The sequence below is a fragment of the Streptomyces sp. NPDC002870 genome (genome assembly GCF_042888505.1).
Taxonomy (GTDB): domain Bacteria; phylum Actinomycetota; class Actinomycetes; order Streptomycetales; family Streptomycetaceae; genus Streptomyces.
Genome location: NZ_JBIAPW010000005.1, coordinates 23,821 through 47,683, shown reverse-complemented (window position 1 = coordinate 47,683; position 23,863 = coordinate 23,821). Strand labels below are relative to the sequence as shown.

The window sequence follows — 23,863 nt, the reverse complement described above, 5'->3', positions numbered from 1 at the left end:
CGGTCCTTCGACATGACCCGGCGTGAACGTGTCCATCGACAACCGGCTGGTGAATGCTGGTTATGACATGGCGGCGACCATGACGCCGGTGTCCGCGATGGTCTCGAAGGCGACCGGCACACCGTGCTCGAAGCGCCACACATGCGCGAAGCGCGCCTTCATCGCCTTGCCCGTCTCAAGGCCTCGCCCTTGGTAGTGCCCGAGCGCGATCACCACATCCTCAACGGCAAAGATCTCTGCCGGGACAACGGCGAAGTCCTCCCACTGAGTGTCGAACCGAGCGAACACGTTGGTCAGTACGGCTTCGGGGCCGCGGTAGGTTCCGCCGTACGGCAACCCGGCGGCGACAACCCATTCGATCTTGTCACTCAGCCTGGCGAGGACCGCCTCAACGTTGCCACGGCTCAGATCGGCGTACATCTGAGCCACCGCCTCCTGGTTCTTGAACGCCCGGGTGGCCTGCAGGCCCTTCGTCATACTGACGGTCATCTGTACTCCCATTCCTGTTCCCTTGTACGGTCGGCCGCCGAAGAACTGAGCGGCGGCAGCCCCCGGTGCAGCCGAGGATCGGCGCCTACGCCCCGAGTGCTCCTCGCGACCCTCCGGAACCTGGACAGCCGGAGGAGCTGCGGCACCAATGAACACCGGGGTTCGCCCCGGCGGCATCGGGCAATCGACCTATGAGCGGAAAATGGGGACTCGATACGGGCGTCCCGGCACCGGCCGGTCACACGGCCCTGCTGCGCCGACCGGTCTTGTCGTAGATGTGCGCCAGGTAGTGCCCCACGGTCCGGTCCGAGATCGACAGCCCTTCGCCGATCTGACGGTTGCTCAGCCCCCGGGCCGCCAGGCAGAGCACCTCTACTTCTCGCTCCGTCAGGCCCGCCGGCAGCACTCGGCGGGGCCTCGGGAGACCTGCGGCCGGGCGGGCGGAGCGGTGATCATCGGCGCGCCAGCCTGGTGCCCTTGAGCCAGGGGTCAGCATCCCCCTGGCTACATCTCCGCGAGGGCCCAAAGATTGCCCCCGTGGACTCGCCGGGACCTTGCAGCCGGACGCTTCGTCCGAGGGAAAGGCCTTCCCCACCCTCCAGGGTTCCGGTGTCTGATCTGCCGGTCGCCGCCGTCCCGACAACGACGGGCGTCGGCCGAGATGGTCGTCCTCCTGCGCCGGGCCGGCCCGGAGTGCATGGGAGCACCACGAACCGGCGCCGTACGCCCGGCGGCCGACAACGCAATTCGCCCAGGAGACAGTCATGCGTGTTATCACCCAGCACACCTTCGGCGGCCCGTCCGTGCTCGAGCTCGTCGAGGCCGCCCGCCCGGAGCCGGGCCACGGGCAGGTGTTGATCAAGACCGGTGCGATCGGCATGAACCCGGTCGACGCGACTGTGCGCTCGGGGGCCTGGCCCATGCTCGGCGAGCCACCGTTCACCATCGGCTGGGACATCGCCGGCACGGTCGAGACCGCTGGCCTCGGCGTGTCCGCCTTCGCCCCCGGTGACCAGGTCCTAGGCATGCTCGCCTTTCCGGGGGCGGGCAACACGTACGCCGAGTACGTACTCGCCTCCGTCAACGAGATCATCCACAAGCCCTCCGATCTCACGATCGAGCAGGCGGCCGGGCTTCCGCTGGCCGGTCTCACCGCCTGGCAGAGCCTCGTCGGCCTTGCACAGATCCAGCCGGGACAGCGCGTTCTGGTGCACCGAGCCGCGGGCGGCGTCGGTCACCTCGCCGTCCAGATCGCCAAGGCCCGGGGCGCCCACGTGACCGGCACGGCAAGCGCGGGCAAGCACGACCTGCTGCGCCGCTTGGGTGTTGACCAGCCAGTCGACTACCGCACCCAGGACTTCACCGAGGTCGGCCCGGTCGACGTCGTGCTCGACCTCGTCGGAGGCGATTACGGCGAACGCTCCGCCCGCATCGTCACCCCCGGCGGCATGCTGGTCAGCGCGCACCCCCAGGACACCGGCATCACGCCGGACCGGATCGCCGAACTCGGCATCCGTCATGCCGTCACCATCGTGAGCCCCTCCGCCCCCGACCTGACCCAACTGGCGGCCCTCGTCAAGGCCGGACACCTCACCGTCCACGTCGACCACGTGCTGCCGCTCGCCGAGGCAGCCAAGGCCCACGAAGTCCTGGCCACGGGCTCAGCCACCGGCAAGCTCGTCCTGGTCCCCTGACCGCCACTGCGCGTACACCCCGAGGCCTGGACGTCCGGTTGCCCGTGACCGTCCTGTTCTTCCGCACGCAGGGGGACGGACACTCCGTGCCGCCCCCACCCACACCCGCCGACGCCGCGACGGTCGCGGTGATCCCCCACCAGCATCGAGGGAGTTTGACGTCATGACCAAGCCCTACTTCGAGGTCGACGTCCCGATAAGGAACGCCACCCACCCCGGCCTGCACGGCCTGCACGTGTTCACCGGCCAGGCCGACAACCGCTGCGAGGCCGTACGGCTCGCGTGCGAGGCGTACGACGCTGCACTTGCGGCCCAGGCGGCCGGACTCGAGCCCCCTGGCAAGCGGGCGGACGGCTGGGGAGCACGCGGCGTGCGTTCCGGCTGGAAGCTCGACTGGTCGGCCGCGAAGGTGGGCCGCTGGCACGATCCGTACGACTGGAGCCACGTCGGCGACTTCAAGGTGTAGCCGCGCGGCCGCGGCTGTGATCGCCCACAGAATCCAGGGGTGTCAGGGAAGCAGTCCGTGCTCGATGGCAAACACCGTCACACCGGCCCGGGTGCGCTGACCGGTCTTGTCGTAGATGTGGGCCAGATGGTGCCCCACCGTCCGGCTCGAGATCGACAGCTTCATGCCGATCTCCCGATTGCGCAGTCCTTGGGCCGCCAGGCAGAGCACCTGCACCTCCCGCTCTGTCAATCCAGCGGGCAGGTCCGACGACGGCGCGACGGGACGGGCGACGTCAAGTTCGCGGTCGGTGAGCCGTTCGGGACCAGCCACCGGGCGACGGGACCCGCCCGTTGCTCTCAGCTCGCTTTCCGCTCGCGCCGCGAACGCTTCTGCACCCATCGCAGAGAGCAGCTCGTGTGCCGTGAGCAGCTGCGCGCGAGCATCGGCACGGCGTCTCTGACGACGCAGCCACTCTCCGTAGACGAGGTGCGCCCGGGCCAGTTGCACGCGTATCCGTGTCCGTCCCAGTCGCTCGATCGCCTCGCGATAGAGGTCCTCCGCCACGGTGTCGTCCGCGATCAGGGCTCGCGTCGCGGCCTCGACGCCGAGGGCCCAGTCGGTGCCGCACGGAAGGGTCCTCTCGGACAGCCGATCGGCCGCGTTGATCGCCACCTCCCTCTTTCCCAGGCGGCTGGCGGCCTCGACGACCTCGGGCATGGCCCATACCCCGAACGCCGAGATCTGGACCTGCTCCGCAGCCTTTTGCGCGGCGACGAGCGCGGCGTCATAGCGGCCGCCGCCGTTGTGCAGCACCGCGGTGGCCAGCTCGGTGATCGTGACCGCGGTCGCCTCTCCGCGCGTGGCCGCTTCACGTGCGCTGCCATCCAAGAGCCGCAAACCCTGGTCCGGGTCACCGCGCCACCCGGCCAGAAACGCTGCCCCGTACTTCGTCTTCGGCGCACCGGTTGCCTCTGCGACGGCATCCGCTTCCTGGATGAGCGCGTCGGCCGTGTCGAAGTGCCCCTCCTGCAGGCGCAGCCATGCCTCGAAATTCAGACCGACCGGCAGCACGGCGAGCGCTCCCGAGTCCCGAGCGGTCTCGTTCAGCCGCGTGCAGAGCGCCTCCAGGGCGTCATCGTCCCAGACGCCCCAGGCTGCACGGCAGGCGAGCGGGAGTGCCCGTATGTCACCTGATCGCCGGTAGGCGCTGAGCGCGGCCCGGATGTCCGGTACGGCTGCCGCCAGCCCCCTGGTGAAGAGCTTCGCCAGGCCATCCAGCAGAAGGTCGGCTCCTCCTGGAGGCTGGGGACGAGGTGTGCTGGTGAGAACGGCCTCGGCTGCCCGGACGACCGCCTCGGCATGGCCGAACCGACCTGCCCACGCCGCTGTCCACAGCACTTCCAGGAGCGTCTCGCGGGCGAGCCCCGCGTCGATGGGGGTGAGCAGTCGCGCTGCTTCGAGCAGCAGTGGCGGGGCCTCGTTTCCTCGCTGCACCGCGAACGAGATCTGGCCGCGCAGGCGTAGCGACCGGGCGTGCTGGAGGCCGTCCAGCAGACCGGGGTCCATCGCGGCGAGCAGGCTCAGCGCCTCGTCAGGAGCGCCGGCGTCGTGCTTGGCCCGCGCGGCGAGCAGCAGGCGTTCGTTCCGGCGGGCGGGGTCCGGCGTCAGTACGGCGGCTTTGTCCAGGAAGGCCGCCGCGGCGGCCAGACCGCCACGGGCCTGTGCTCGCTGCGCCGACTGCTCCAGTTCGGCCGCGACATCCTCGTCCACGCCTGATATCGCCTGAGCCCGGTGCCAGGCGCGTCGATCGGGGTCCGTCTGCCGGTCCGTCGCCCTGGCCAGTACCGAGTGAGCTGCGCGGCGCTCGGCCAACGGCGCGGCCCTGTAGACAGCGGAGCGTACGAGCGGATGGCTGAACCGTACACGTGCGCCGAGCTCCAGCAGCCCGGCCGCCTCCGCCGGGGCCGCCGCATCGATGCGCGTGCCGAGGTACGCGCAGGCGCGCTGGAGCAGCGCCGGATCTCCGACCGGCTCCGCCGCTGCGATCAGAAGCAGCCGCCGCGTGGTATCAGGCAGTGCCGCAACGCGATCGTGGAAGCTCCGCTCGATCTTCCCCGCGACCGTTTCCGGGAGGGCGAAACCGCCCGCAATGCCTGCCGGCCCTGCGCTGCGCGCCAGCTCCAGCAGCGCGAGAGGATTGCCACGCGCCTCAGCGATGATCCTTTCGCGGACCGCTCCGTCGAGTGGCGCCAGCACTTCCGCCGCCAGCAGCGCGCGGGCCTCGCCCTCAGGGAGGCCGAGCACGGTGAGCATGGGCAGCCCTCGCAGCACATCGGTGCCCGGCACGTCACGCAGCCCGAACGTGAAGGCGACGCCCATGGACTCAACCCGTCGAGCGACGAACGTGAGGACACGCGCCGACGCGCTGTCGAGCCACTGGGCATCGTCCACCACACAGAGGACCGGGCTCTCTCGGGAGGATTCGGTCAGCAGACCGAGGACGGCGAGTCCGACACGGAAGGGGTCGGCCGCCACGTCACTGCGCAATCCGAACGCCGCCTCCAGCGCATCTCGCTGAGCGCCGGGAATCCGATCGATCCTGTGCAGGAGCGGCTGGCAGAGCTGGTGCAGAGCCGCGAAGGGCAGGTCCATCTCGAACTCGACGCCGACCGCGCGCAGCGGCTGGAAGCCCACCGCCGCGTCCGAGGCGTAGGCGAGAAGCGTTGTCTTCCCGATACCGGCCTCGCCGAGCAGGACCAGTGCGCCGCCCTGCCCTGAGCGTGCCGCCCGGACGAGCCGTTCGACTGCCTCTCCCTCGCGTGCCCGAGCACGGAGCTGGAACTGGCGCGACACGAAGCGCTCTTGTCTCACCTGATGCATCCCCCAAGAATGTCTTCCAGTCGGAACGTCCGCGCCCAGGTGCAGATTTGGTACAAGACTCGGTGTGATCCAGCCACGCGTGAGACAACTTGGGTTCGGCGTAGGCCTCAATGGCCGGTTCGAGCCTATACCAGGCTGGTCGGCAGATTGAGCTGCATGACGCCCGGCTCCTGTGAAGGTCCCGGGCGCAGCGACTACGCCCCGTGCTCGTCCGAGTTGCCCGGACTCCGGGCTGCGAAGGGGCCCCGGACCGGACCCAGCCCCGTGTGTGGCCTCGACCACGCCAGTCCCAGGGCACACCCTGCGCATCACCCATCCCTCGTCGGAGGTGGTGCCGGTCCTGGTCTCCTGTGAGGTCAGTGGTCGTCTCTGATGGTGGTGGCGATGCCGTTGACGATGACGACCTCGGCAGACACGCCGGTGCCCTTGGTGGCCGCCTCCAGTTCTTCCTCGGTGCACTCGATGCCGGCCTGTCCGCCCTCACCGCCGTTCTCGTCGCCGCAGATGTCGCCGTAGCCCCAGATCTCGGTGTCCTCGGCGACGAAGAACTGCTGCTCGGTCCCCTTCATGTCCGAGACGGTGAACTTGCCCGGCGCCAGGTACTTCACGTTGCCGAACCAAGTGCCGTTGACGCCCTTGCCCTTGTTGATGCCGTCGATGGCCGACTCCGGGGCGCCGGCGCCGGAGCCGCTCCCGCTGTCGTCGACCGCGGGGCCCTCGTCCGGTGCCGGGCGCTCGGTGACCTTGCTGGCGATGCCGTCCTTCATGACCACGTCCGCGGCGATCGACCCGCCCTTGAGAACCTTCTCCAGATCGTCGACCGTGCAGGGGGTGTCGGCGGCAGGGTTGAGCTTGCCGCAGATGGTGCCCGCGCCGTAGACCTTGGTGTCCTCGGCGACGAAGAACTGCTGCTCCTTGCCGTTCGCATTGACGATGTGCTTGCCCGGCGCGAGATACTCCACCGTCCCGCCGGCGAAGGTCCCGCTGACCCCCTTGGACTTCGCCGCCGCCCCCACCGGCGCTGCGGAGGCGCCGCTCTTCGACGAAGAGGCCGCACCGGCGGTGTCGTCCTGACAGGCCGTCAGCAGCATGGTCCCCGTAAGGAACGCCGCAGCGACGACAAAGGACTTGGCGTTGAGAGTGGAAGCCATAGTGGTATCCCCGTTTCATGGAAGAGGGTCCGGCGGCACATGCCCCGCACCCCGTGTGATCGGATGCCTGATCACCATGCGCACCACGAACGCCCCCAGGAAAGACCGGCCCTCGACCCACAACCACGCCGTTACCGATCCCGGACAACCGCAACATCCCCCGTACCAAGCGACCTTGAAGCACACCCCCACACCCCCGACAGACGTCGCTCCCCGCTCGGCACCTGCCGAGCGAGGAGCGACGTCTGTCGGCTCGCACCCACGGACCGTGGGTGGTGCGGTCGTCAGCCTTCTGGCGTCTGCTGAAGCATGGCGAGGGTCAGGACGTTGCCGCCGATGCCCCAGCCGCCGTCGGCGACCTCCTCGACCAGGACCATGGTGTTGGCCCGGGCGCGCTCGCCGTAGATCTCGACGTACAGCTCGGTGGTGCGGGTGACGATCTCCTCCTTCTGCTTTTCGTCGAGGGTGCCTGCGGGGACCTTGAAGTTCGCGAATGGCATGGTCGTTCTCTTTCCTATGGGATTGAACTGCTTACAGGGAGCTGCCTGCGGTGAGCAGGTCGTCCAGCCCGACACGGCGGAAGAAGTCGGCACGGACGCGGTCGGCGACCGCGGAGACGACTTCGCTGCCGTCACGGCTGGGGTCTATGTGGGTACGCAGCGGCCGGGTGCCCGCGGGCATGGCGACCAGGCGTACGACGGCGTCGGCGACCTGGGCGGCGTCCGCGTCCGGGGGGATGAGCGCGGACAGCCGCTCGTCGAGGCCGGCGAGCAGGGTGCCGTAGCGCTCGTTGTACTCGGCGGCTCGATGGGTGTCGACGGGGGCGCCGGCGTGGAGGAAGTGGTTGGTGCCGGAGGTGAAGGCGCCGGGGACGACGATGGTGGTGTCGATGCCGAAGCGCAGCACTTCGGCGGCGTAGCTGACCGCCAGGGCGTCCATGGCCGCTTTCGCGGCGAAGTAGGGACCGACGAACGGCGGGCAGCCGCCGCGGGTGCTGGTGCTGCCGATCCACACCAGCAGCCCGTCGCCCTGGGCGCGCAGGTGGGGCAGTGCGGCGCGGTTGACGCGCTGGGTGCCCAGGACGTTGACGTCGTAGAGGTCGGCGAGCTGGTCCGCGGTGAAGGCCTCGGCCGGCCCGGTGGCCATGTGTCCGGCGTTGTGGACGACCACGTCCAGCCGGCCGTGGGCGTCCAGGATGTGGGCGATGGCGACGTCGGCGGATTCCTGGGAGGTGACGTCGAGCTCGACGGCGTGCAGGTCGACGGTGTGGTCGGCGGCGTACCGGGCCAGGTCCTCCACCGCGGGTGCGTTGCGGGTGGCGGTCTGCCGGATCCCGGCGTACACGGTGTGGCCTGCATGACCCAGGGCGCGTACGGTCAGCGCCCCGAAGCCGCTGGAGGCCCCGGTCACCAGGATGGTGCTGGGTGTGTCGGAGGGCATGGGGTGATCCTCGAGGAGAAGGGTGCCTGTGTGGGAGAGAGCCCTGCGGCCGGTCAGATGATGCCGCCGTTGGCGCGGATGACCTGTCCGTTGACCCAGTGGCCGGCCGGGGAGGCGAGGAAGGCGACGACCTCGGCGATGTCGGCGGGGGTGCCGAGCCGTTCCAGCGGGGGCTGGGCGGCCAGGCGGGCGATGGTCTCCTCGTCCTTGCCGTCGAGGAACAGGTCGGTGGCGGTGGGGCCGGGGGCGACGGCGTTGACGGTGATGTCCCGCCCGCGCATCTCGCGGGCGAAGATCAGCGTGAGGGCCTCCACCGCGCCTTTGCTCGCGCTGTAGGCGGCGTAACCGGGGAAGGCCAGGCCCACCACGGATGTGGAGAAGGTGATGACCGCCCCGCCGTTGCGTACCTTGCGGGCGGCCTGCTGGGCGACGACGAAGGTCCCGCGGATGTTGGTGCGGTGCACCGCGTCCAGAACGGCCAGGTCGAGGTCGGCGATGGGCGCCAGGTGCATCCGGCCGGCGGCGTGGACGACGACGTCGACGCCGCCGTACTCGGACTCGGCGGTGGCGAACAGCTCGGCCACGGCCTGCTCGTCGGCGACGTCGGCCTGTACGGCGAGGGCCCGGCCACCGGCCGCGGTGACGTCCTTGACGGCGGCCTCGGCCAGGTCCCGGTTGCCGGCGAACCCGACGACGACGGCGAACCCGTCGGCGGCCAGTCGGTTCACCGCTTCGCGGCCGATGCCGCGCGAGCCACCGGTGACGATGGCGACACGGGGGGTTTTGTCGTCGGACCTGGCGCGGCTCTCCGCGGGGTTCTGGAGGGACATGGGGACTCCTGCATGGGGTGGGATCGGGGATTGCACGATGTGTGGAGGGTGGAGCGCGGGGCCACGGCGTCACCGTCGTGGTGCCCCTCTGTCCTCCACCATCCGCCGGTCTTCCGTCCCCAGCCAGGGCTGTGTCTACCCAGGGGTTGTCATCCCTGGTCTTGGACCACGATACGAGTGACGATGGGGCCGTGAACCTTCGCGAACTTGCCGCATTCCTGAAGTCCCGGCGCGACCGGATCGGGCCGAGCGACGTCGGTCTGCCCACCGGTCCCCGGCGCCGTGTCCCCGGCCTGCGGCGCGAGGAGGTCGCGCAGCTGGCCGGCCTGTCGGCGGACTACTACACCGAGCTGGAACGCGGACACAACGTCCAGCCCTCGGCCCAGGTCGTAGCCGCCCTCGCCCGGGCGCTGCGCCTGAACGGCGACGAACGCGACCACCTGTTCCACCTCGCCGGCCGGGCCCTCGGCCCGACGGCCCAAGGCCCGACCGCGCACGTCCAGCCAGCCCTGCTCGGCCTACTGGACCGGCTCACCACCACCCCCGCCCAGGTCATCACCGACCTGCACGAGACCCTCGTCCAGAACGAGCTGGCCGTCGCGCTCGTCGGCCGGCACCCACCGGGACGCGGCCCGACGGGGGGCTTCGCCTATCGCTGGTTCACCGCCCCCGACTCCCGCAAGCTCTACCCTCCGGAGGACCACCCGCACCACTCCCGGGTCTTCGTGGCGGACCTCCGTGCGGTCGCCGCCCGGCGCGGCCGGGATCCCGAGGTGGCCGGCATGGTGGCCGAGCTGCGGCGGCGCAGCGAGGAGTTCGCCGACCTGTGGGACACCCACGAAGTCGCCCTACGCCGGAAGGATCACAAACGCATCGTCCACCCCGCTCTGGGTGTCATCGAGCTGGACTGCCACAGCCTGTTCAGTGAGGACGGACGCCAGCGCCTGCTGTGGTTCGCCGCCCCGCCCGGCACCGAAGGCGCGGCCCAGCTGGAACTGCTCTCCGGGATCGCCACGGGTGTGGGCGTCGGCGAGAACGCGGACCGCCAGGAAGGGGCATGAACTCCGGCTGAAGCGAACGAAACTCCTGGTCCGGCAGGTCCGCGCGCTGGGGCGCGTACGTGTACCCGGGCCCGGTGGCGCCGCCCTGCCGCCCGCAACAGCGGGGATTGGGCCGGGCGCAGACCGACGGGACCGGCACCATGAACCGCATCCCGTCAGCCGGGCGACCAGTCCTCCGTCACACGCCGCAGCCGGCACGATGGCCGGCTGCGGGTGGGAGCACGTTGGCGGCCCCGCAGGTCTCACGCCGCGGACGCCTCTGGTCGACGCGGCACAGCAGCGATCACACCGCGATCGGCCTGCAGGTCACCAGCGTCTCCCGTCCGGAGATCGAGGAGACCACCTTCGAGTCGATCGCGTAGAGCGCCATCGTCGTCGCCCGGCCGACACCGGTATTTCTCAGGCGGATTGCTCCTCCAGGAAGGAGCGAATCACGCGGTTCACCAGGGACGGGTTTTCCAGGAATGACAGGTGGCTCCCCCGCTCGTCGGCGGACAGCAACCGCAGGGTGCTCGACGGGATGTCAGCGGCGACGTGCTTCAGCCCCGCGGCGGGAAACATGCTGGCTTCGCCGCCGATGACCAGCGTGGGAAGGGTGATCCGAGGAAGTACGTCGCGCCAGTCCTGCACCCCGCTGTCGAACAGCAGGGCGCTGGACGCCTCTCGAGGCATGAGCATGCTCTGCTCAATGATCCACTGCCGGTCGCCCTCGGCCAGCTCGGCCGTCCACATCATCGCCAGCGTGCGTGCCGCGGCGGCTGCAGCGTCCGGCCCCTGCAGACTGGAGGTGAGTGCCGTGAAGTCATCCACCGTGAAAAGGACGCCCAGTTCGTCGGCGAGTCCATCCGGCCAGTGGGGGTGAGCAACCAGCACGGCAGGCTGGTCGATCAGGACCATGGCACTCAGCCGATGCCCCCCGAACAGATCCCAATACGACCAGGCGACACCACACCCCATGGAGTGACCGACCCACGTGACGTCCGAGAGGCCGAGCGTGTCGATCACCTGGTGAGCGTCGACGGCGAGACGGGAAATGCGGTAGCCGTGCGCCGGTTTGTCCGACTTGCCTTGCCCGCGGTGGTCCAGAGCGATGACATGGTGGCTCTGTGCGAATTCCTCGATCTGGTGGCGCCAGAGCTCTGCGGAGAGCGACCAGCCCGGGACGAGGAGTAGATCAGGCCCCGTGCCAGCCTCCATGTAGTGCAGACGGACGCCGTCGTCCGTCGTCACAAAGCCGCTGCGGGGACGGTACTCGTTCACAGATGCCCTCTCTTGAAAGTGTCTCAGACCAGCGAGAGTGAGGACTACGGGGTCTTCTTGCCCTGCCCCTGTCTCCCTCGCAGGCGAAGAAGCGATGTCGGTCGGCCGGACTTAGTCGTGCCCGGGACGTCAGGAACGCGGCGAGTTCGCCAAGGGTTGACGCCCCAAGCGTCACTCGCACAGCAACGCTGATCCAGGGGATACCAACCCTGGGTAGAGCAGCCCTGGTTGGAGGCGAAACGCTCGATGCCGGCGGATCTCCTCAGCAGCCATAAGACCGTGTCCTATGTGGTAAGTCGGCGGTAGCCGATGAGGACGGCTCCTATGCCTGCGAAGGCGAGTAATAAGTGTTCGGCCTTGCGCTCATAGCGGCGGCGTAGGCGTCGGCATACGAACAACCAGGAGACCGTCCTCTCGACGACCGAGCGGTGGCGGTCACCAGGTTTGCCGTGGTCATGCGCCGGAACGATGCGTGGCAAACCGCGCCAGGTGCTCCAACAGCAACGTACTCATCGTTGCCGGGACCTCGTCGGGTACCCAGTGCGAGACACCCTCCAGAACCTCGAACCGGTACGGCCCGGTCACCCGGTGCTGCGTGTCCAGCGCGGCGGTGGCGCCCACCGCCGTGTCCTCGGTACTCCAGACGTACAGCGTCGGCACCGTGACCGGTTCAAGCGACCGGCTGCTGTCCAGGGCGCGGTACCAATTGAGAGCGGCGGTCATCGCCCCCGGCGGTAGCGCTCCACCCGGTCGGCAGGCACCTTGCCGGCGTATACCTGCCGCAGTCGCGCCGCCCCGGAGTCGCACAGCGCCTGCTCCGCCTCACCCGGCCGGCGCAACAGCTCGATGTACTGCGAGCGCCGCTGCTGGTCGCGGTCCTCACTCATGGCATCGAAGAACGCGCCGAGATGCGGAACGGACACCGCGGCCAGCGTGCGCAGCCGATCCGGTTGTGCAGCAGCCAACGCCCAGGCCACAGCGGCGCCCCAGTCGTGGCCCACCAGGTCGAAATGCCGCCAGCCCAGCTGATCGGCCATGGCCAGTACGTCAGCGACCAGGTTCTCCAACCGGTAGTCCTCGACGGCGACCGGGCGCACCCGCGGTGAGTAGCCACGCTGATCGGGGGCTATCGCCCGGTAACCGGCCGCACCCAACGCGAGGAGTTGGTGCTCCCACATGTCGGCGGCTTCGGGAAATCCGTGGAGCAACAGCACCGCTCGGCCGTCTCGGGGACCCGCGGCAAGGGCGTCGAAGACGCCGTCCCCGGTCGGAATCGTCATCCGCTCGATCATGGAGATAGCCGCATCACCCGATGGCCGCCAACAGCTGCGACCGGCTGGGACCGGGACTCGGATACCGGGGGGCCTGCGCATCGGGTCCGGCCATCAGGTCACCAGGCGCCGGACCGCTGCGCTCCCCGGGGGGTGAGTCGACCAGCGAGGCGGCCGAGAGAAAGGCCCGCAGCGCGTCCGGATCACGCAGGGCCGCCGCACCGAGGGCCTTGCCGATGGCCCAACTACGGCTCGACGTGCGGTACGGCTGCCCGGCCACGTCGCCGTCGATCTCGGCCAGCCGATGCCGGTCGAACGACAGCGTGCGCCGATACAACGGGCCCAGTTTTTCCTCGGTCACCTCGTCGAAGCGCCGCACCAACTTGTCCGCCGCCTCGACGCCGACCTCACGCAGCACATCGCGCAGCGCGCACGCGTGCAGGGCGCCGATCGTGGCACCGCGCCCCAGCGACGGATTCGTCGTCGCCCACGCATCCCCGATCGCTGCGAACCCGGTCACCACTGGCGACCCATCGACCACCAGACGGCTGTAGCGGTCCTCCAGCCCTGCCATCACCTGTACCCCGGTGATGGCCTCTGCCTCGGCCCAATGCGCGAGCGTCGGGAACAGGGCAAGCACGCGGTTCCACACCTCCGGCTCGCGCAACGCGCGCAGCTGACGATCCGTGGCCGAGGTGATCAGCCCAACCAGCCAGGTCCCCCGCTCACACAGCGTGGCCAGCACCGAGATGCTCTCGAAGTGCTGTAGGTCCATGGCGAGCGCCGCCGGATAAGAGCCGTCCGAGGACCGAAAGTGCCGCGCGTAGTAGACGAAACCTGCGTCCTCCCGCTCCTGCGCGTACTCAATCCCAAAACGCTTCAGGAAACCCTTCACCGGTGACCGCCGGCCCCCGGCATCGATCACCAGATCCGCCGGCACGGTCTCACCCCCGGCGATCAGGCCCGTGATCCGCGGCACCCCACCCACCGCATCGGACACCGCATCGAGGCCCGTCACCGCGACACCCCGACGCACCTGCACCCCCGGCGTGCACGACGCAGCCCTGGCCAACGCCGCCTCCACGGCCGGCCGCCGGGCCGCGATCTTGTCAAAGCGTTCGTCACCAGCCCGTCGGCCGCCGGTCATCGCCACTGGCAACGTGTCGATCAGGTTGGTTCGCACCCCGCCGATCGACACCAGTTCACCGACCACCGCCGGCAACTCGCGCTCCATCAAAGCCAGCCACCCCGGCGGCAACGTATTCGGCAGCCGGAACTGACTCACCCCGGGCCGCTGCCAGTCACACCAGAGCACATCGGCGTCCCCCTCCGGTACCTCTGCGGGATCCCGCTCCCACACGGTCACCTCATGACCGTCACCGGCGAGCAACATCGCCACCGTCAAACCATTGAGACCAGCACCCACAACCGCGATCCTCGCCACTACCCCAACCCCCGCTCAGCTCGCCAGGGGGCCAGGGTCGACGAGATCGGTCGCGGCGACACCGCCGGCACCTGCCGACGCGACGATCCCACCCAAACTGATGCCGCCGCCGGCACCACGATGACCGTTCCTCGAAGTCTCACCTGCACACCGTCCTGCATGATTCTGGACAGCCATGCGATCGCTGTCGTTGGCTAAAGCCATGGGGATCCCCCAATTGACGAGCCGGAATTGGCGTCCGGGCAGGCTGACAGCCTGGAGACGTACCAGCGCCGCGGCACGACAAGGCTCTCTCAGTGACGCTGCGGCCGCATCGGTCAGTCGACCTATGCCCCAAGTCCGCGTCAGCCAGAGGACGGCACGGCGATCGTCAGGACTGCAGCTGATGCTCCAGGGCTTTGATTTATGCACGTCGCATACGGTCGCGGGTGCCGTCAGGCGGTTGGTCCGCGGGTCGGGTGACTGGCCTTGGTGGTTCGTGCGGCACAGCGGTGGCACACTGCTGGATCACCGCCTGGCGCTGGGCGCGGCTCACTGCGGCTGATGTCCCGCAAGGGCCACACACATTGAGACCGTCGGCATGGCCGTTGTAACCATCCCGATCGCCGCGGAGCGCCGACTTCAGTCACAACCGTGCACCAAGGGAGCCCACCGTGTACCTGAACCACCTCACGAGTTTCCATGGCCTGCCGGTGGTGAACTTTCCCGAATTCATCCGCGCCAGGGAGCTGCCCGACGCCGCGAGCGTGGCATGGCGTCTGCAGACCGGCGACCAGTACTCCGACGAAAACGAGGACATCGACGAATACTGGGAGCGCTTCACCCGGGCCGTGAATCTCCAGGATGTGCGGGCACTGATTTTCAGCAACCGCTGGTACAACGCGGTCCCATCCTGTTCGCCGCAGTACCCCGTGCAGTTGCTCGTCGACTTCCGCTCCCGGCTCTCCGGCCTCGAAGCAGTCTTCCTCGGCGATGTCCTGGAAGACATCGACAGGGGGATCAGCTGGCTGTACCAGACTGATCTCACCCCGCTTCTCCAGGCGTACCCCCGCCTGCAGGAGCTGGGCGTCCGCGGCGGCATCGGACTGGCCTTCCCCGTCATGCGGCTCGGCGCACTGCGCACCCTGCGCTTCGAATCGGACAGCTTGCCACCAGATGTCGTGAACAACGTCGCCGCGGCCGCCCTGCCCGCGCTGGAGCGCCTGGAGATGTGGATCGGCGACGCAGAGACGCCGTGGGAGGGTCTCGCGACCCTGCTCGCGGGTGACCGCTTCCCCGCGCTGCGTCATCTCGGTGTGCAGAACTGCAGGGAGCAGAACGAGATAGCCGCCGCGATGGCCGACGCCCCGGTCGTCGCCCAGCTGGCCTCGCTCAACCTGTCGCTGGGCAACCTCGGCGACCCCGGCGCGGAGGCTCTCCTGGCCAACCGGCCGCTCACCCATCTCCGAGAACTCGACCTGCGCCACCACTACATGAGCGACACGATGATGCTGCGGATGCGGACGGCCCTCGAACCGGCGGGAGTGCACGTCAACCTGACTGACCAGCAGGATCTTGGCGATGACGACCTCGAAGAGTGCCCGATCGGCCTATGAGCACGGCCCGCTGATCGCCCCGCTCCCCCTCGCCCGGAAGGCCACGTGTCGAACGCACCGGACAGTCCAGGCGCCCAAAAGCGCCCAGCACGCGTACGGAGTCCTGATCACCACCCGTGACCTCGACTGATCTTCCCGTCGGCTCAGCACCGAGAGCCACGTCCCTGTAAGGCTGGAACGCGAGAAGTCAGGGCAGCAGTCGATGTTCCATGGCGAACACCGCCACTCCGGCCCTGCTGCGCCGACCGGTCTTGTCGTAGATGTGCGCCAGGTGGTGCCCCACGGTCCGGCTCGAAATCGACAGCCGTTCGCCGATCTGACGGTTGCTCAGCCCCCGGGCCGCCAGGCAGAGTACCTCTACTTCTCGCTTCGTCAGGCCCGCCGGCAGCACTCGGCGAGGCCGCGGGAGACCCGCCGCCTCGATGACGGCCGCGCACGCCTCCCGATCGAGTCCTCCGGTGTCGGCCTCCTGCATCAGCAGATCGGCCGCGACACGCACGCTGTACGCCTCGCGGTGCGCACGGGGCTCGGTGAGTGCGGCGAAGACGTCCGCCGCAGCGAGGATGCGGGCGGCGAACGGAAGACCTTTGGACGGATCGCCACGGTGGTAGCCGCCGCCCTCCAGCCGCTCATGGTGTGCGGATGCGATCGGGGCCAGCCCCGCGAGGGCGGGCACCCGTTCCAGGATGCGCTGGGTCCAGTACGTGTGCATGCGGACCTTCTCGACCTCGGCTATGCCCAGTTGACCGGGTCGGTCCCAGACACTCGTGGGAACCCCGACCCGGCCGAGGTCGTGCACCAGAGCGGCGCAGCGCAGCTCGGTCAGCTCGTCCGGGCCCATGCCCGCAAGTTCGCCGGCGTCTGCGGCCAGGGTGGCCACGTCCTCACTGTGTCCGAGGAGCCACCGGCTCTTCAGATCCACCACCCTGGCGAGCACCGCACACAGCCGCGGAAGCGAACCGAAGGGAACGGTGACATGCGGCACCGGCTCGAGATCGAGGACTGCGGCGATAGCGTTCGATCGTCTCAGCGGCGCGAGTGCGACCGACGGGCCGGAGCAGAAGGCCCGAGCCAGGTCCGGGTCGAGATGGCCCCCGCCGCGCCGACGGACCTCGGACACCGCGGCCTGTTCGCCGCCCAGGTCATGGGCTAGGACTGCCTGCTCCGCGACGTGCACGATCCGTGCGGCCAGTGCAAGCTGTGTCCCGTTGCGGCCGTTGGGGATGCCGAGTCCGTCCCACCGCTCGTACACATCGTCGAGTGCGGCAACCGACTCCGGCATCAGACCCAGCCCGGTGCCAAGGGCGCGGCTGGTCTCACAACCGCTCCTCATCGCCTGCACGCCCATGGTAGGAAAGACCTCGGCGAAGGTCTGTGCCAAGCGCGGGCCGTCCTTGCCTGCCCAGTCGCCGAAGGTGCGCATCTGCGCTGCGAACACCACCTCGTCGCCTTGGTCCAGCCGCTTCAAAGCAGCCTGGAATGCGACATCGTCACCGAACACTTCCGCGAGTTCGGAGGCGAAAGAAGTGCATCCGACCGAACGGAGCAAGGCCGTCTCGAAGACCACCCGGCGGATCGATGAGTCGACACCGAGCACGGCGTCGGCGAATGTCGTGGCGACCGCACTCATGCGCAGGCCTTTCTCGAACGACATTCCCGCGGCGACATCGGTGGTGAGCGAGAGGGCGGTCAATACCTCGGCCACTCGGATCTTCTGCATTCGCGCATCGTAACGAGACATCAATCCCGCCCCATAGGACCGGGGGTTGCCGAGGCGCAGTGGGACCCGGTGGCTGCGGGTCCAGCAGCCGGTGCCCGCGAGCCAGGGGTTCGCATCCCCCTGGCTACACCTCCACGAGGCCCGAATAGTGAACCGGGGAACACCCGAATGTCGCGCTACACCCCTAGCGGCCGGCAAATACGTCATGTGACCCAGGAGACTCTCATGCGTGTCATCACCCAAAGCACCGTCGGCGACCCGTCCTTACTCGAGCTCATCGAGGCCCCCCGCCCCGAGCCGAGCTACGGGCAGTTACTGATCAAGACGGGCGCGATCGGACTCAACCCGGTCGACGCGACTGTGCGCTCGGGGGCCTAGCCCATGCTCGGCGAGCCACCGTTCACCATCGGCTGGGACATCGCCGGCACCGTCGAGACGGCCGGCCCCGGCGTGTCCGCCTTCGCCCCCGGTGACCAGGTCCTCGGCATGCTCGCCCTTCCGGGAGCGGGCAACACTATGGTCGCCCTGCTGCGCCGGGCCAGCCCGGAGTTCACCGAGCTGTGGGACACCGGAGACGTCGCCCTACGACGCGGCGACCGCAAGCGCATCAACCATCCCAAGCTGGGCGTCTTCGACGTCCATTGCCAGAGCCTCTTCAGCGAGGACGGCCGCCAGCGTCTGCAGTTCTTCACCGCCCCGGCGGGCAGCCCGGCGCACGAGCAGCTGCGCCTGCTCGCCGTCATCGGCATCCAGGAACTGGCCGACGGCCCCACCGACTCAGTCGTGAACCCCATGCCGTAACCCGCACCCCTACAGCGATACGGCGCACCGCGTCGGACGTGACCCGGATTCCATCACGGCCGCCACCGCCGCCACGGCCCCGGATCGTTGCGGCCCGGCGCCGAGGCGTACGTCCAAATGATCACAACAGAATCATGAAAGCAAGGAGTTCTCATGAAGCGGCGAACAGTCCTGCTCCTCGGTGCCGCCGTGGCGGCGGCCCCGGCCTCGCGGGCGTACGCGCATCCCGGCCACACCGATCACCCGACACCCGGTGGAACGCCCCCCGCGGCCGAACCGTCCTACGGCCAGGGGTGGCGCCCCCTGGCGCCGATCGCGGGCGGCCCTCGGCAGGAACACAGCGTCGCCGCCGTCGGCGGCAAGGTCTACGTCATCGGCGGCATCCTCGCCGACCCGGGTTTCCCCACCACCGGCCGAGTGGAGATCTACGACCCGCGACACGACGCCTGGTCGGCTGCCGCGCCACTGCCCGTCGCGATCAACCACCCCAACCTGGCGGCGGTCGGCGGCAGGCTCTACGTCCTCGGCGGGCTGTCCGGCGGGTCCTCGTGGCAGGCGCTGCGCGACAGCTACGTCTACGACCCGCGCACCGACCGGTGGAGGCGGTTGTCGCCGATGCCCGCGGGCTTCGAGCGGGGAAGCGCCGCGGTGGGCGTGTCCGGAACGAAGATCTACCTCGCGGGCGGCATGCGGACGCTGGTGCCGTCCCCCGGCGGCCTCCAGGACACCGTGGACACGGTGTCGGCGTACGACGTGGTGACCGGCCGGTGGGAGACGCTGCCGAGCCTGCCGCAGGCCCGCGACCACGTGGGCGGAGCCGTCGTCGGGTCGACATTCTACGTGCTGGGCGGCAGGGACCGTGGGCAGGTGAACGTGCGGGACACCGTCTACGCGTACGACCTGCGCTCCCGTCGCTGGTCCGAGCGGGCACCGATGCCGACGGCCCGGGGCGGCATCGCCACCGCGGTCGTGGGCCGCAAGATCTATACGTTCGGCGGGGAGGGCAAGCACGACCACACCACCCCGAATGGTGTCTTCGCCGAGAACGAGGCGTACGACACCGTCCACGACCGCTGGCGGCGACTCGCCCCGATGCCTGTGCCTCGTCACGGTACGGCGGCGGTCGCCGTAGGCGGCACGATCCACATACCCGGTGGTGGGACCGCGGGCGGTGGCAGGCCGGTGGACGTCAACGACGCCTATCGGCCCGCCTGGGGGTGAGCTCGCGAACCACGCGAGTAAGAGCGGCGGGCGGGGCTCCGCCCGCCGCTCGTGCCAACCCGCGGACTGGAACGCCTCTGCGACCCGTTGTGGCACCACGAATTGCGCGGCCGACCAGAGGCAGGCTGACCGATCCTGAACAGCGGTCCGAGCGGGCTGCCTTCAGCACGTCGGCGGCAGCTGCCGCCGACGCCTCTGGGCCGGGCTGCAGCGTCAGGCGTAGCCGAAGTTCTGCGTCCACACAGGTCCGTACTCGGAGAAGTACACACCCACGCCGATGACTCCGAAGTCCTCGTGCAGGATGTTGACTCGGTGCCCAGGGCTGTTCATCCACTCGGCCATCACCACCAGGGGGTGTGGCTGGCCGGCGGCGATGTTCTCCGCGGCGGGAAGCGGGTATCCGTATGCCACCATACGGTCCGCTGGCGACAGCCCTTCAGGAGTGAAGTGGTCGAAGAAGCCCCGCCGCGCCATGTCCTCGCTATGGCTCCGGGCGGAATCCCGTAGGCGCTCATCGGTGACCAAGGGGACGAGCCCGCGCCGGTCACGCTCCTGGTTGACGAGCACGGCGACGGCGTCCTCCAGCAGGCGCTCCAGGGATTGCGCGCTTCTGACAGAGGAGTCTTCCGTCCTCACCCGGGAAACATTTTCCTCCCGGGCGGCCGCCCTGCGAAAACGCAAGCTCGTTCCGGCGTCCGGATCCCATTGCGGGTCCCAGCCTTCTTCCTCGAGCCAGTCCTGGTCCAACTCTGCTCGCCTCTCGAAGCAGCCCGCATGACCCTGCCTGCGGACCATCGGCGACACGCCACGCTACTCGGAATTCCTGACAAACATCAACTGCTCAGAGGGGACGGCAGGCCCGGCAGGATCGGGACCCAAGATCCTGACCGGCTACACGCCGGGCGTGGCGGGAATGGTGGGCTCGGCAGGACCAAACACTCCGCTCTCTGGGGTGTTGGGCATCGGCACCAAGACGTACTTGCCTTTATCCGGGTTCAGGGTGTGGAAGACGTCCGTGGACCTGTCGTATTCACGGTCGACCGCTTCGTTCGAGGAGCCCTGGACACGCCGGTGCTCCCCAAGCGTGTCATTGAGTTCATGGACCATCTGGTCGAGATTTACGAGGATGGTGTCCACGTGGTTGTCCCACTGTTCCAGGAGCTCTTGGTATTTCTTCCCGTCGGAGCCACCATAACCTCCAGCGATCGCGTACCTGGTGGACTGGACATCCTGCTGGCACCTCATGACGCCGCTGTAGGCCTGCTCGAGAGCCTTGATGCCGTTGCGCGTTGCGGTCTCTTCGGACTGCTGCATAGCCATATGGCTGCTCCCCTCGAAAAAATTCGACTGTCCCTCAGGTGTGCTGCATCGCCTAGGCGCGCTGAGCCGCCCCATGCAGAAAGTAGCTCTACGGCAACCCTCATTGATAGGCCGACAGCCAGACAGACTAGGCAAGCCGCGGCGGGTTGGCAATCAACGCCAGGGAAATTTCGATCCGTTGCCTCCAGCGTTTATTGCCCATGTGAGCAGCAGAGCCGAAAATTTCAATCTCAATTGAGCACCGACTCAATCGGCTTCGGATATATGAGGCATCACGGCCGTCGGGCTGTCGCCTACTGCCTCACTCAGCCTTGATCACCGCGATGCGCGCAGGCACGGTCACATCCGCGACCGTCGGCCGGACGCCCGCGGTGCGACACAGCAACTCGAGGTCGCGCTCGAACGCCGTGTCGATCACGTCCTCGGAGCCCATCGCGGCCAGCGCCTGCCGCACCTCGGGGGTGCTCGGCTCCTCACTGCCGTTGTCCCAACTGTGGTCGGCCACTTCCTCGCCGTCGCGGAACACCACGAAAGCGGAGTCGGCGTTGACACTGCGGTAGCACGACACCGCGAACGTCCCCGACGACAGCTCTGGGCGGTCGATCCCCTCCCACCCGTTGTCCTCGATGAGAAGTGTGTGCGAGCCGAGCGCGAAGGCGGCCACCACGACATCCTCGGCTTCGGAATCCTCGCGCTCGGCCTGCTCCAGCAGGTCCTGCCACGTACCGGTCGTCACCTGCTCGGTCTCGACACCGAACCGTCGCAGCGCCTCGTCCGGCTCGATGCCGTGAACGACGGTCACGCAATAGGCGGTGTCGTCCATCAACGCGTCCATCCACGAGCTGAAGTCCTCGACGGGCGGTGCGCCCTTTTCGGTCTCGGCTATCCGCTCTCCGTTGCGCCAGACCACCGACCCGTCGTCTGTGCGCAGCTGGGCCTCCCCCGGCACCACGACCAACTCCTCACCTGGGCCGCCGAGCTCCAGGGCCACTGTGCCGTCCTCGGCCCGTATCCGCAGGACACCGTCGTCGTCGAGCACGAGACAGCTGCGCTCGGCGTCGTGGATGTACAGGTCCCAGAGCCAGCGGCCGTTCTCGCCGAACAGGACGAGCCGTCGATCGTCCCGGTGCGCGAGCACCGTGGATCCGTCGGCGGAAGTGAGGGACTGACGCTGCAGCCTCTGACCTCGGCACAGAGTCGATCCGCGCGCCGTGTTCGCTGCCGGCGCCGAGCTCGACGCCCCTGTCCGGATCTGCCACACCGCCGAGTTGCTGTCGTCGAGCAGCGCAAAGCCGCCCTCATCGTCCACCACGAGCCGCTGTGCGCCCGAACCTGCGGTGCCGGATCGCCACACCGGCGCACCGCAGAAGTTGCGGACGACCAGGTCGCCCTCCTCGGTCAGCTCGGCCCACCCGTCGTCGGCCCACCAGGTGTTCGTCGCCCACACCGCCCGCTGCGCGGGGTTGTCGTAGAGCACCAGGTTGCCGTCGTCCTGGTGCACCAGGGTGTACGCCCCGGAGGGCGCGGTGAGCGACTGGTGCCATAGCCGTGCCCCGCGCCCGAGCTCCGGGCCGCCGTACGCGTGCGGCCGGGCCGGAGGCAACACCGTCGGCACGTTCCGCATCCCGTCTCGCCAGATGAGCTCACCGTCGGCGTTCACCAGGCAGAGCGTCCACGCCTTCCGGTCGCCCCCGGGAAGCATTCGCCAGGTCAGAACCGCCCCGTCCTGCTCCAGCCATCGGGCCAGTGGCGCAGCCAGCGTGGAGCTCCACCCACCACCGTGCGAGGAACGGGTCGCGACCTGCAGCGAGCCGTCTTGGTTGCGGGTGACGAGCCGCCGCTGCTTGCCCTCCCGTACCAAATAGCGCTCGCCGCTGATGTCGGCGGCGGCCGCGGCGTCCCGCATGGCCGTCACCTCAACCGGGCCGGTGCGCGAGTTCAGCAGCCGTGTGTTCTCACCGCTGAGCAGCTCGAGATCGCCATCGTCCGTAATGACCAGCGAACGGGCGCCCGGCGCAGCGATGCCGGAAACCCAGACCGTCTCGTTCGCGGAGTTCTCCACCTGGAGCGCATCACCGTCCCCCAGGAGCAGCAGCCCGGCAACCGGACGCCCTGGGTCTCCCGCACGCCACCGGGTCTCACCGGTCCGCCGGTCGGTCAAAACCGCTACTCCGGCGGTGTCGTAGTGCAGAACGTACTGGCCGGACGGTGAGCTGAGTGGCTCTTCCTGGCGAAGGCGATTGCACTGGATCAGCTGATGCACCTGTGTCTCTCCCACGTAATTCCAAGAGTGGCTTGTCATGCCGCTTTCGCGTCTCAGACGCGGATCACTGTGCCACGGTCGTACGGAGTGACGTGTGGGCAGAGGCTTAGGTTCCGCCGTAGTCGCGCTGCTTGTCCCGATTGACCGAGTGGCATCGCGACTTCCCCCAGCCGGGATAGGTCGGTTGGCCGATGCCGCCTCGGTGGGCATTCGTGAAGCTTGGTGCCGCAACGTCATGCGGCGAAGACTGCGGCGAGGCGATGCTCAGCGGTCGCCACTGGTGCCCGCGTATCTGCAAGGCCTGCGTCCCTGCCCGTAGTGGCCGGGGGACAGGAAAGAACGGTCGAAGGAGACGGATGGTTAGCGCGTCGGAGGTGGCCGGTGTGGAGTACACCGAACCGGCCGAAGTCCACCTGGACGACCTCGATTTCATGGGCAATCTGCACAACTGCCGGTACCCGTTGCTGGTCGAACGTGCACTGGTACGGATCTGGGCCCGGGCGGGGTACTCGTTCGTCGATGGTGTGCCGACACATCCGGACGTGATGCACGCCGTGCTCGAGCAGACGTTCCGGTATCTCAGCCCGGTTCGCGGGGTCGGCCACGTGAACGTGTGCTTCCGGATGCAGCGCCTCGGCAGGAGCAGCATGGTCTACGCCTTCCGCGTGGTCTCCGGGGACGGGGAGACACTCCACGCCGAGGGCAGCCGCGCCGAGGTCAACGTGGACATGGCCTCACTCGGGTCCGCGCCCTGGGCCGACGAGACCCGCGAGTTGGCCATCAAGCTGTTCGGACCGCCCCCTGAGGAAACCGCGGAGTCCAGGACGCTCCCTGGTCAACGCAAGCCGTAGATGCGAGAAGCCGTCGTCGTACCGATCAATGGGCTTATCCGCGAACCGGGTTCCTGATCGGGTGACCTGGCGGCGGTCGACGCAAGAAGGCAGTGCCTCCTGGTGGCTCGGGGTTGCGAAGCCG

The 23,863-nt window shown here is 68.7% G+C and carries 25 protein-coding genes and 1 pseudogene; 10 read left to right on the top strand and 16 right to left on the bottom strand.

Annotated elements, in window-relative coordinates; translation table 11 throughout:
* Positions 1–60: 60 nt before the first annotated feature.
* A complete protein-coding gene (locus ACFYWY_RS08490; RefSeq protein ID WP_389181688.1) occupies positions 61–489 on the bottom strand; it encodes a nuclear transport factor 2 family protein in 429 nt (142 codons plus the stop codon).
* Between the two features lie 238 nt (positions 490–727).
* Positions 728–895 (bottom strand): helix-turn-helix transcriptional regulator, encoded by a 168-nt coding sequence (locus tag ACFYWY_RS08485; RefSeq protein ID WP_389181685.1) that lies wholly within the window; start codon positions 893–895, stop codon positions 728–730.
* 358 nt (positions 896–1,253) lie between these two features.
* Between ACFYWY_RS08485 and ACFYWY_RS08480 the strand changes: the two genes are divergently transcribed.
* Together ACFYWY_RS08480 and ACFYWY_RS08475 are read left to right on the top strand one after the other, a co-directional pair.
* Positions 1,254–2,183, top strand: coding sequence for an NADP-dependent oxidoreductase (locus ACFYWY_RS08480; protein WP_389181682.1), 930 nt, complete (start codon positions 1,254–1,256; stop codon positions 2,181–2,183).
* Between the two features lie 163 nt (positions 2,184–2,346).
* The gene (locus tag ACFYWY_RS08475; protein WP_389181679.1) at positions 2,347–2,649 is read left to right on the top strand and encodes a hypothetical protein; all 303 of its coding nucleotides are present in this window, start codon (positions 2,347–2,349) and stop codon (positions 2,647–2,649) included.
* A 42-nt stretch (positions 2,650–2,691) separates the two neighbouring features.
* Here the strand turns inward: ACFYWY_RS08475 and ACFYWY_RS08470 are convergent, their stop codons facing one another.
* From ACFYWY_RS08470 to ACFYWY_RS08450, 5 genes are all read right to left on the bottom strand, one after another.
* Positions 2,692–5,502 carry a helix-turn-helix transcriptional regulator gene (locus tag ACFYWY_RS08470; protein ID WP_389181676.1) on the bottom strand — a complete coding sequence of 937 codons (2,811 nt, stop codon included), beginning with the start codon at positions 5,500–5,502 and terminating at the stop codon, positions 2,692–2,694.
* 365 nt (positions 5,503–5,867) lie between these two features.
* A complete protein-coding gene (locus ACFYWY_RS08465) occupies positions 5,868–6,662 on the bottom strand; it encodes a hypothetical protein (RefSeq protein WP_389181674.1) in 795 nt (264 codons plus the stop codon).
* Positions 6,663–6,946: 284 nt separating this feature from the next.
* Positions 6,947–7,162: a tautomerase family protein gene (locus tag ACFYWY_RS08460; protein ID WP_389181672.1), complete on the bottom strand. Its 216-nt coding sequence runs from the start codon at positions 7,160–7,162 to the stop codon at positions 6,947–6,949.
* Between the two features lie 31 nt (positions 7,163–7,193).
* The gene (locus ACFYWY_RS08455) at positions 7,194–8,102 is read right to left on the bottom strand and encodes an SDR family NAD(P)-dependent oxidoreductase (protein WP_389181670.1); all 909 of its coding nucleotides are present in this window, start codon (positions 8,100–8,102) and stop codon (positions 7,194–7,196) included.
* 53 nt (positions 8,103–8,155) lie between these two features.
* The gene (locus tag ACFYWY_RS08450) at positions 8,156–8,932 is read right to left on the bottom strand and encodes an SDR family oxidoreductase (protein WP_389181667.1); all 777 of its coding nucleotides are present in this window, start codon (positions 8,930–8,932) and stop codon (positions 8,156–8,158) included.
* Between the two features lie 191 nt (positions 8,933–9,123).
* On the opposite strand from ACFYWY_RS08450, the gene ACFYWY_RS08445 reads away from it, so the two are divergent.
* Both ACFYWY_RS08445 and ACFYWY_RS08440 read left to right on the top strand, forming a co-directional pair.
* Complete coding sequence (locus tag ACFYWY_RS08445; RefSeq protein WP_389181664.1) at positions 9,124–9,993, top strand: helix-turn-helix transcriptional regulator; 870 nt, start codon at positions 9,124–9,126, stop codon at positions 9,991–9,993.
* A gap of 224 nt (positions 9,994–10,217) precedes the next feature.
* Positions 10,218–10,355 (top strand): hypothetical protein, encoded by a 138-nt coding sequence (locus tag ACFYWY_RS08440; protein ID WP_389181661.1) that lies wholly within the window; start codon positions 10,218–10,220, stop codon positions 10,353–10,355.
* 37 nt (positions 10,356–10,392) lie between these two features.
* On the opposite strand, the gene ACFYWY_RS08435 is transcribed toward ACFYWY_RS08440, so the two are convergent.
* The 5 genes and pseudogenes from ACFYWY_RS08435 to ACFYWY_RS08415 all read right to left on the bottom strand — a co-directional run bounded on the left by ACFYWY_RS08435 (position 10,393) and on the right by ACFYWY_RS08415 (position 13,917).
* Positions 10,393–11,223, bottom strand: a complete 831-nt coding sequence (locus ACFYWY_RS08435; RefSeq protein WP_389181657.1) for an alpha/beta fold hydrolase — start codon at positions 11,221–11,223, stop codon at positions 10,393–10,395.
* Between the two features lie 314 nt (positions 11,224–11,537).
* Positions 11,538–11,687: pseudogene (locus ACFYWY_RS08430) on the bottom strand (IS5/IS1182 family transposase); the annotation flags it as partial.
* A gap of 19 nt (positions 11,688–11,706) precedes the next feature.
* Positions 11,707–11,976 carry an alpha/beta fold hydrolase gene (locus ACFYWY_RS08425; protein WP_389181654.1) on the bottom strand — a complete coding sequence of 90 codons (270 nt, stop codon included), beginning with the start codon at positions 11,974–11,976 and terminating at the stop codon, positions 11,707–11,709.
* Positions 11,973–12,533: an alpha/beta fold hydrolase gene (locus ACFYWY_RS08420; RefSeq protein WP_389181651.1), complete on the bottom strand. Its 561-nt coding sequence runs from the start codon at positions 12,531–12,533 to the stop codon at positions 11,973–11,975. Before ACFYWY_RS08420 ends, ACFYWY_RS08425 begins: the two co-directional genes overlap by 4 nt.
* Before the next feature lie 25 nt (positions 12,534–12,558).
* Positions 12,559–13,917, bottom strand: coding sequence for a hypothetical protein (locus ACFYWY_RS08415; RefSeq protein ID WP_389182266.1), 1,359 nt, complete (start codon positions 13,915–13,917; stop codon positions 12,559–12,561).
* Here ACFYWY_RS08415 and ACFYWY_RS08410 point away from each other — a divergent pair.
* Together ACFYWY_RS08410 and ACFYWY_RS08405 are read left to right on the top strand one after the other, a co-directional pair.
* The gene (locus ACFYWY_RS08410; RefSeq protein WP_389181648.1) at positions 13,894–14,166 is read left to right on the top strand and encodes a hypothetical protein; all 273 of its coding nucleotides are present in this window, start codon (positions 13,894–13,896) and stop codon (positions 14,164–14,166) included. The two genes, ACFYWY_RS08415 and ACFYWY_RS08410, sit on opposite strands and share 24 nt — an antisense overlap.
* 455 nt (positions 14,167–14,621) lie before the next feature.
* Positions 14,622–15,563 carry an STM4015 family protein gene (locus ACFYWY_RS08405; protein WP_389181645.1) on the top strand — a complete coding sequence of 314 codons (942 nt, stop codon included), beginning with the start codon at positions 14,622–14,624 and terminating at the stop codon, positions 15,561–15,563.
* 187 nt (positions 15,564–15,750) lie between these two features.
* On the opposite strand, the gene ACFYWY_RS08400 is transcribed toward ACFYWY_RS08405, so the two are convergent.
* Positions 15,751–17,283 (bottom strand): HD domain-containing phosphohydrolase, encoded by a 1,533-nt coding sequence (locus ACFYWY_RS08400; RefSeq protein ID WP_389181642.1) that lies wholly within the window; start codon positions 17,281–17,283, stop codon positions 15,751–15,753.
* A gap of 225 nt (positions 17,284–17,508) precedes the next feature.
* On the opposite strand from ACFYWY_RS08400, the gene ACFYWY_RS08395 reads away from it, so the two are divergent.
* From ACFYWY_RS08395 to ACFYWY_RS08385, 3 genes are all read left to right on the top strand, one after another.
* The gene (locus ACFYWY_RS08395; RefSeq protein ID WP_389181639.1) at positions 17,509–17,661 is read left to right on the top strand and encodes a hypothetical protein; all 153 of its coding nucleotides are present in this window, start codon (positions 17,509–17,511) and stop codon (positions 17,659–17,661) included.
* 3 nt (positions 17,662–17,664) lie between these two features.
* On the top strand, positions 17,665–18,084 hold the full coding sequence (locus ACFYWY_RS08390; protein ID WP_389181636.1) for an alcohol dehydrogenase catalytic domain-containing protein: 420 nt from the start codon (positions 17,665–17,667) through the stop codon (positions 18,082–18,084).
* A gap of 153 nt (positions 18,085–18,237) precedes the next feature.
* Positions 18,238–19,305 (top strand): Kelch repeat-containing protein, encoded by a 1,068-nt coding sequence (locus ACFYWY_RS08385; RefSeq protein ID WP_389181633.1) that lies wholly within the window; start codon positions 18,238–18,240, stop codon positions 19,303–19,305.
* A 213-nt stretch (positions 19,306–19,518) separates the two neighbouring features.
* Here ACFYWY_RS08385 and ACFYWY_RS08380 read toward each other — a convergent pair whose 3' ends face one another.
* From ACFYWY_RS08380 to ACFYWY_RS08370, 3 genes are all read right to left on the bottom strand, one after another.
* Positions 19,519–19,941, bottom strand: a complete 423-nt coding sequence (locus ACFYWY_RS08380; RefSeq protein ID WP_389181630.1) for a CAP domain-containing protein — start codon at positions 19,939–19,941, stop codon at positions 19,519–19,521.
* Positions 19,942–20,196: 255 nt separating this feature from the next.
* Positions 20,197–20,625 carry a hypothetical protein gene (locus ACFYWY_RS08375; RefSeq protein WP_389181627.1) on the bottom strand — a complete coding sequence of 143 codons (429 nt, stop codon included), beginning with the start codon at positions 20,623–20,625 and terminating at the stop codon, positions 20,197–20,199.
* Positions 20,626–20,926: 301 nt separating this feature from the next.
* Entirely contained in the window at positions 20,927–22,888 is a 1,962-nt protein-coding gene (locus ACFYWY_RS08370) for a DUF6461 domain-containing protein (RefSeq protein WP_389181624.1), read from the bottom strand.
* A 356-nt stretch (positions 22,889–23,244) separates the two neighbouring features.
* Here ACFYWY_RS08370 and ACFYWY_RS08365 point away from each other — a divergent pair, with 356 nt between their 5' ends.
* Entirely contained in the window at positions 23,245–23,739 is a 495-nt protein-coding gene (locus ACFYWY_RS08365) for an acyl-CoA thioesterase (protein WP_389181621.1), read from the top strand.
* The last annotated feature ends 124 nt before the right edge of the window (positions 23,740–23,863 follow it).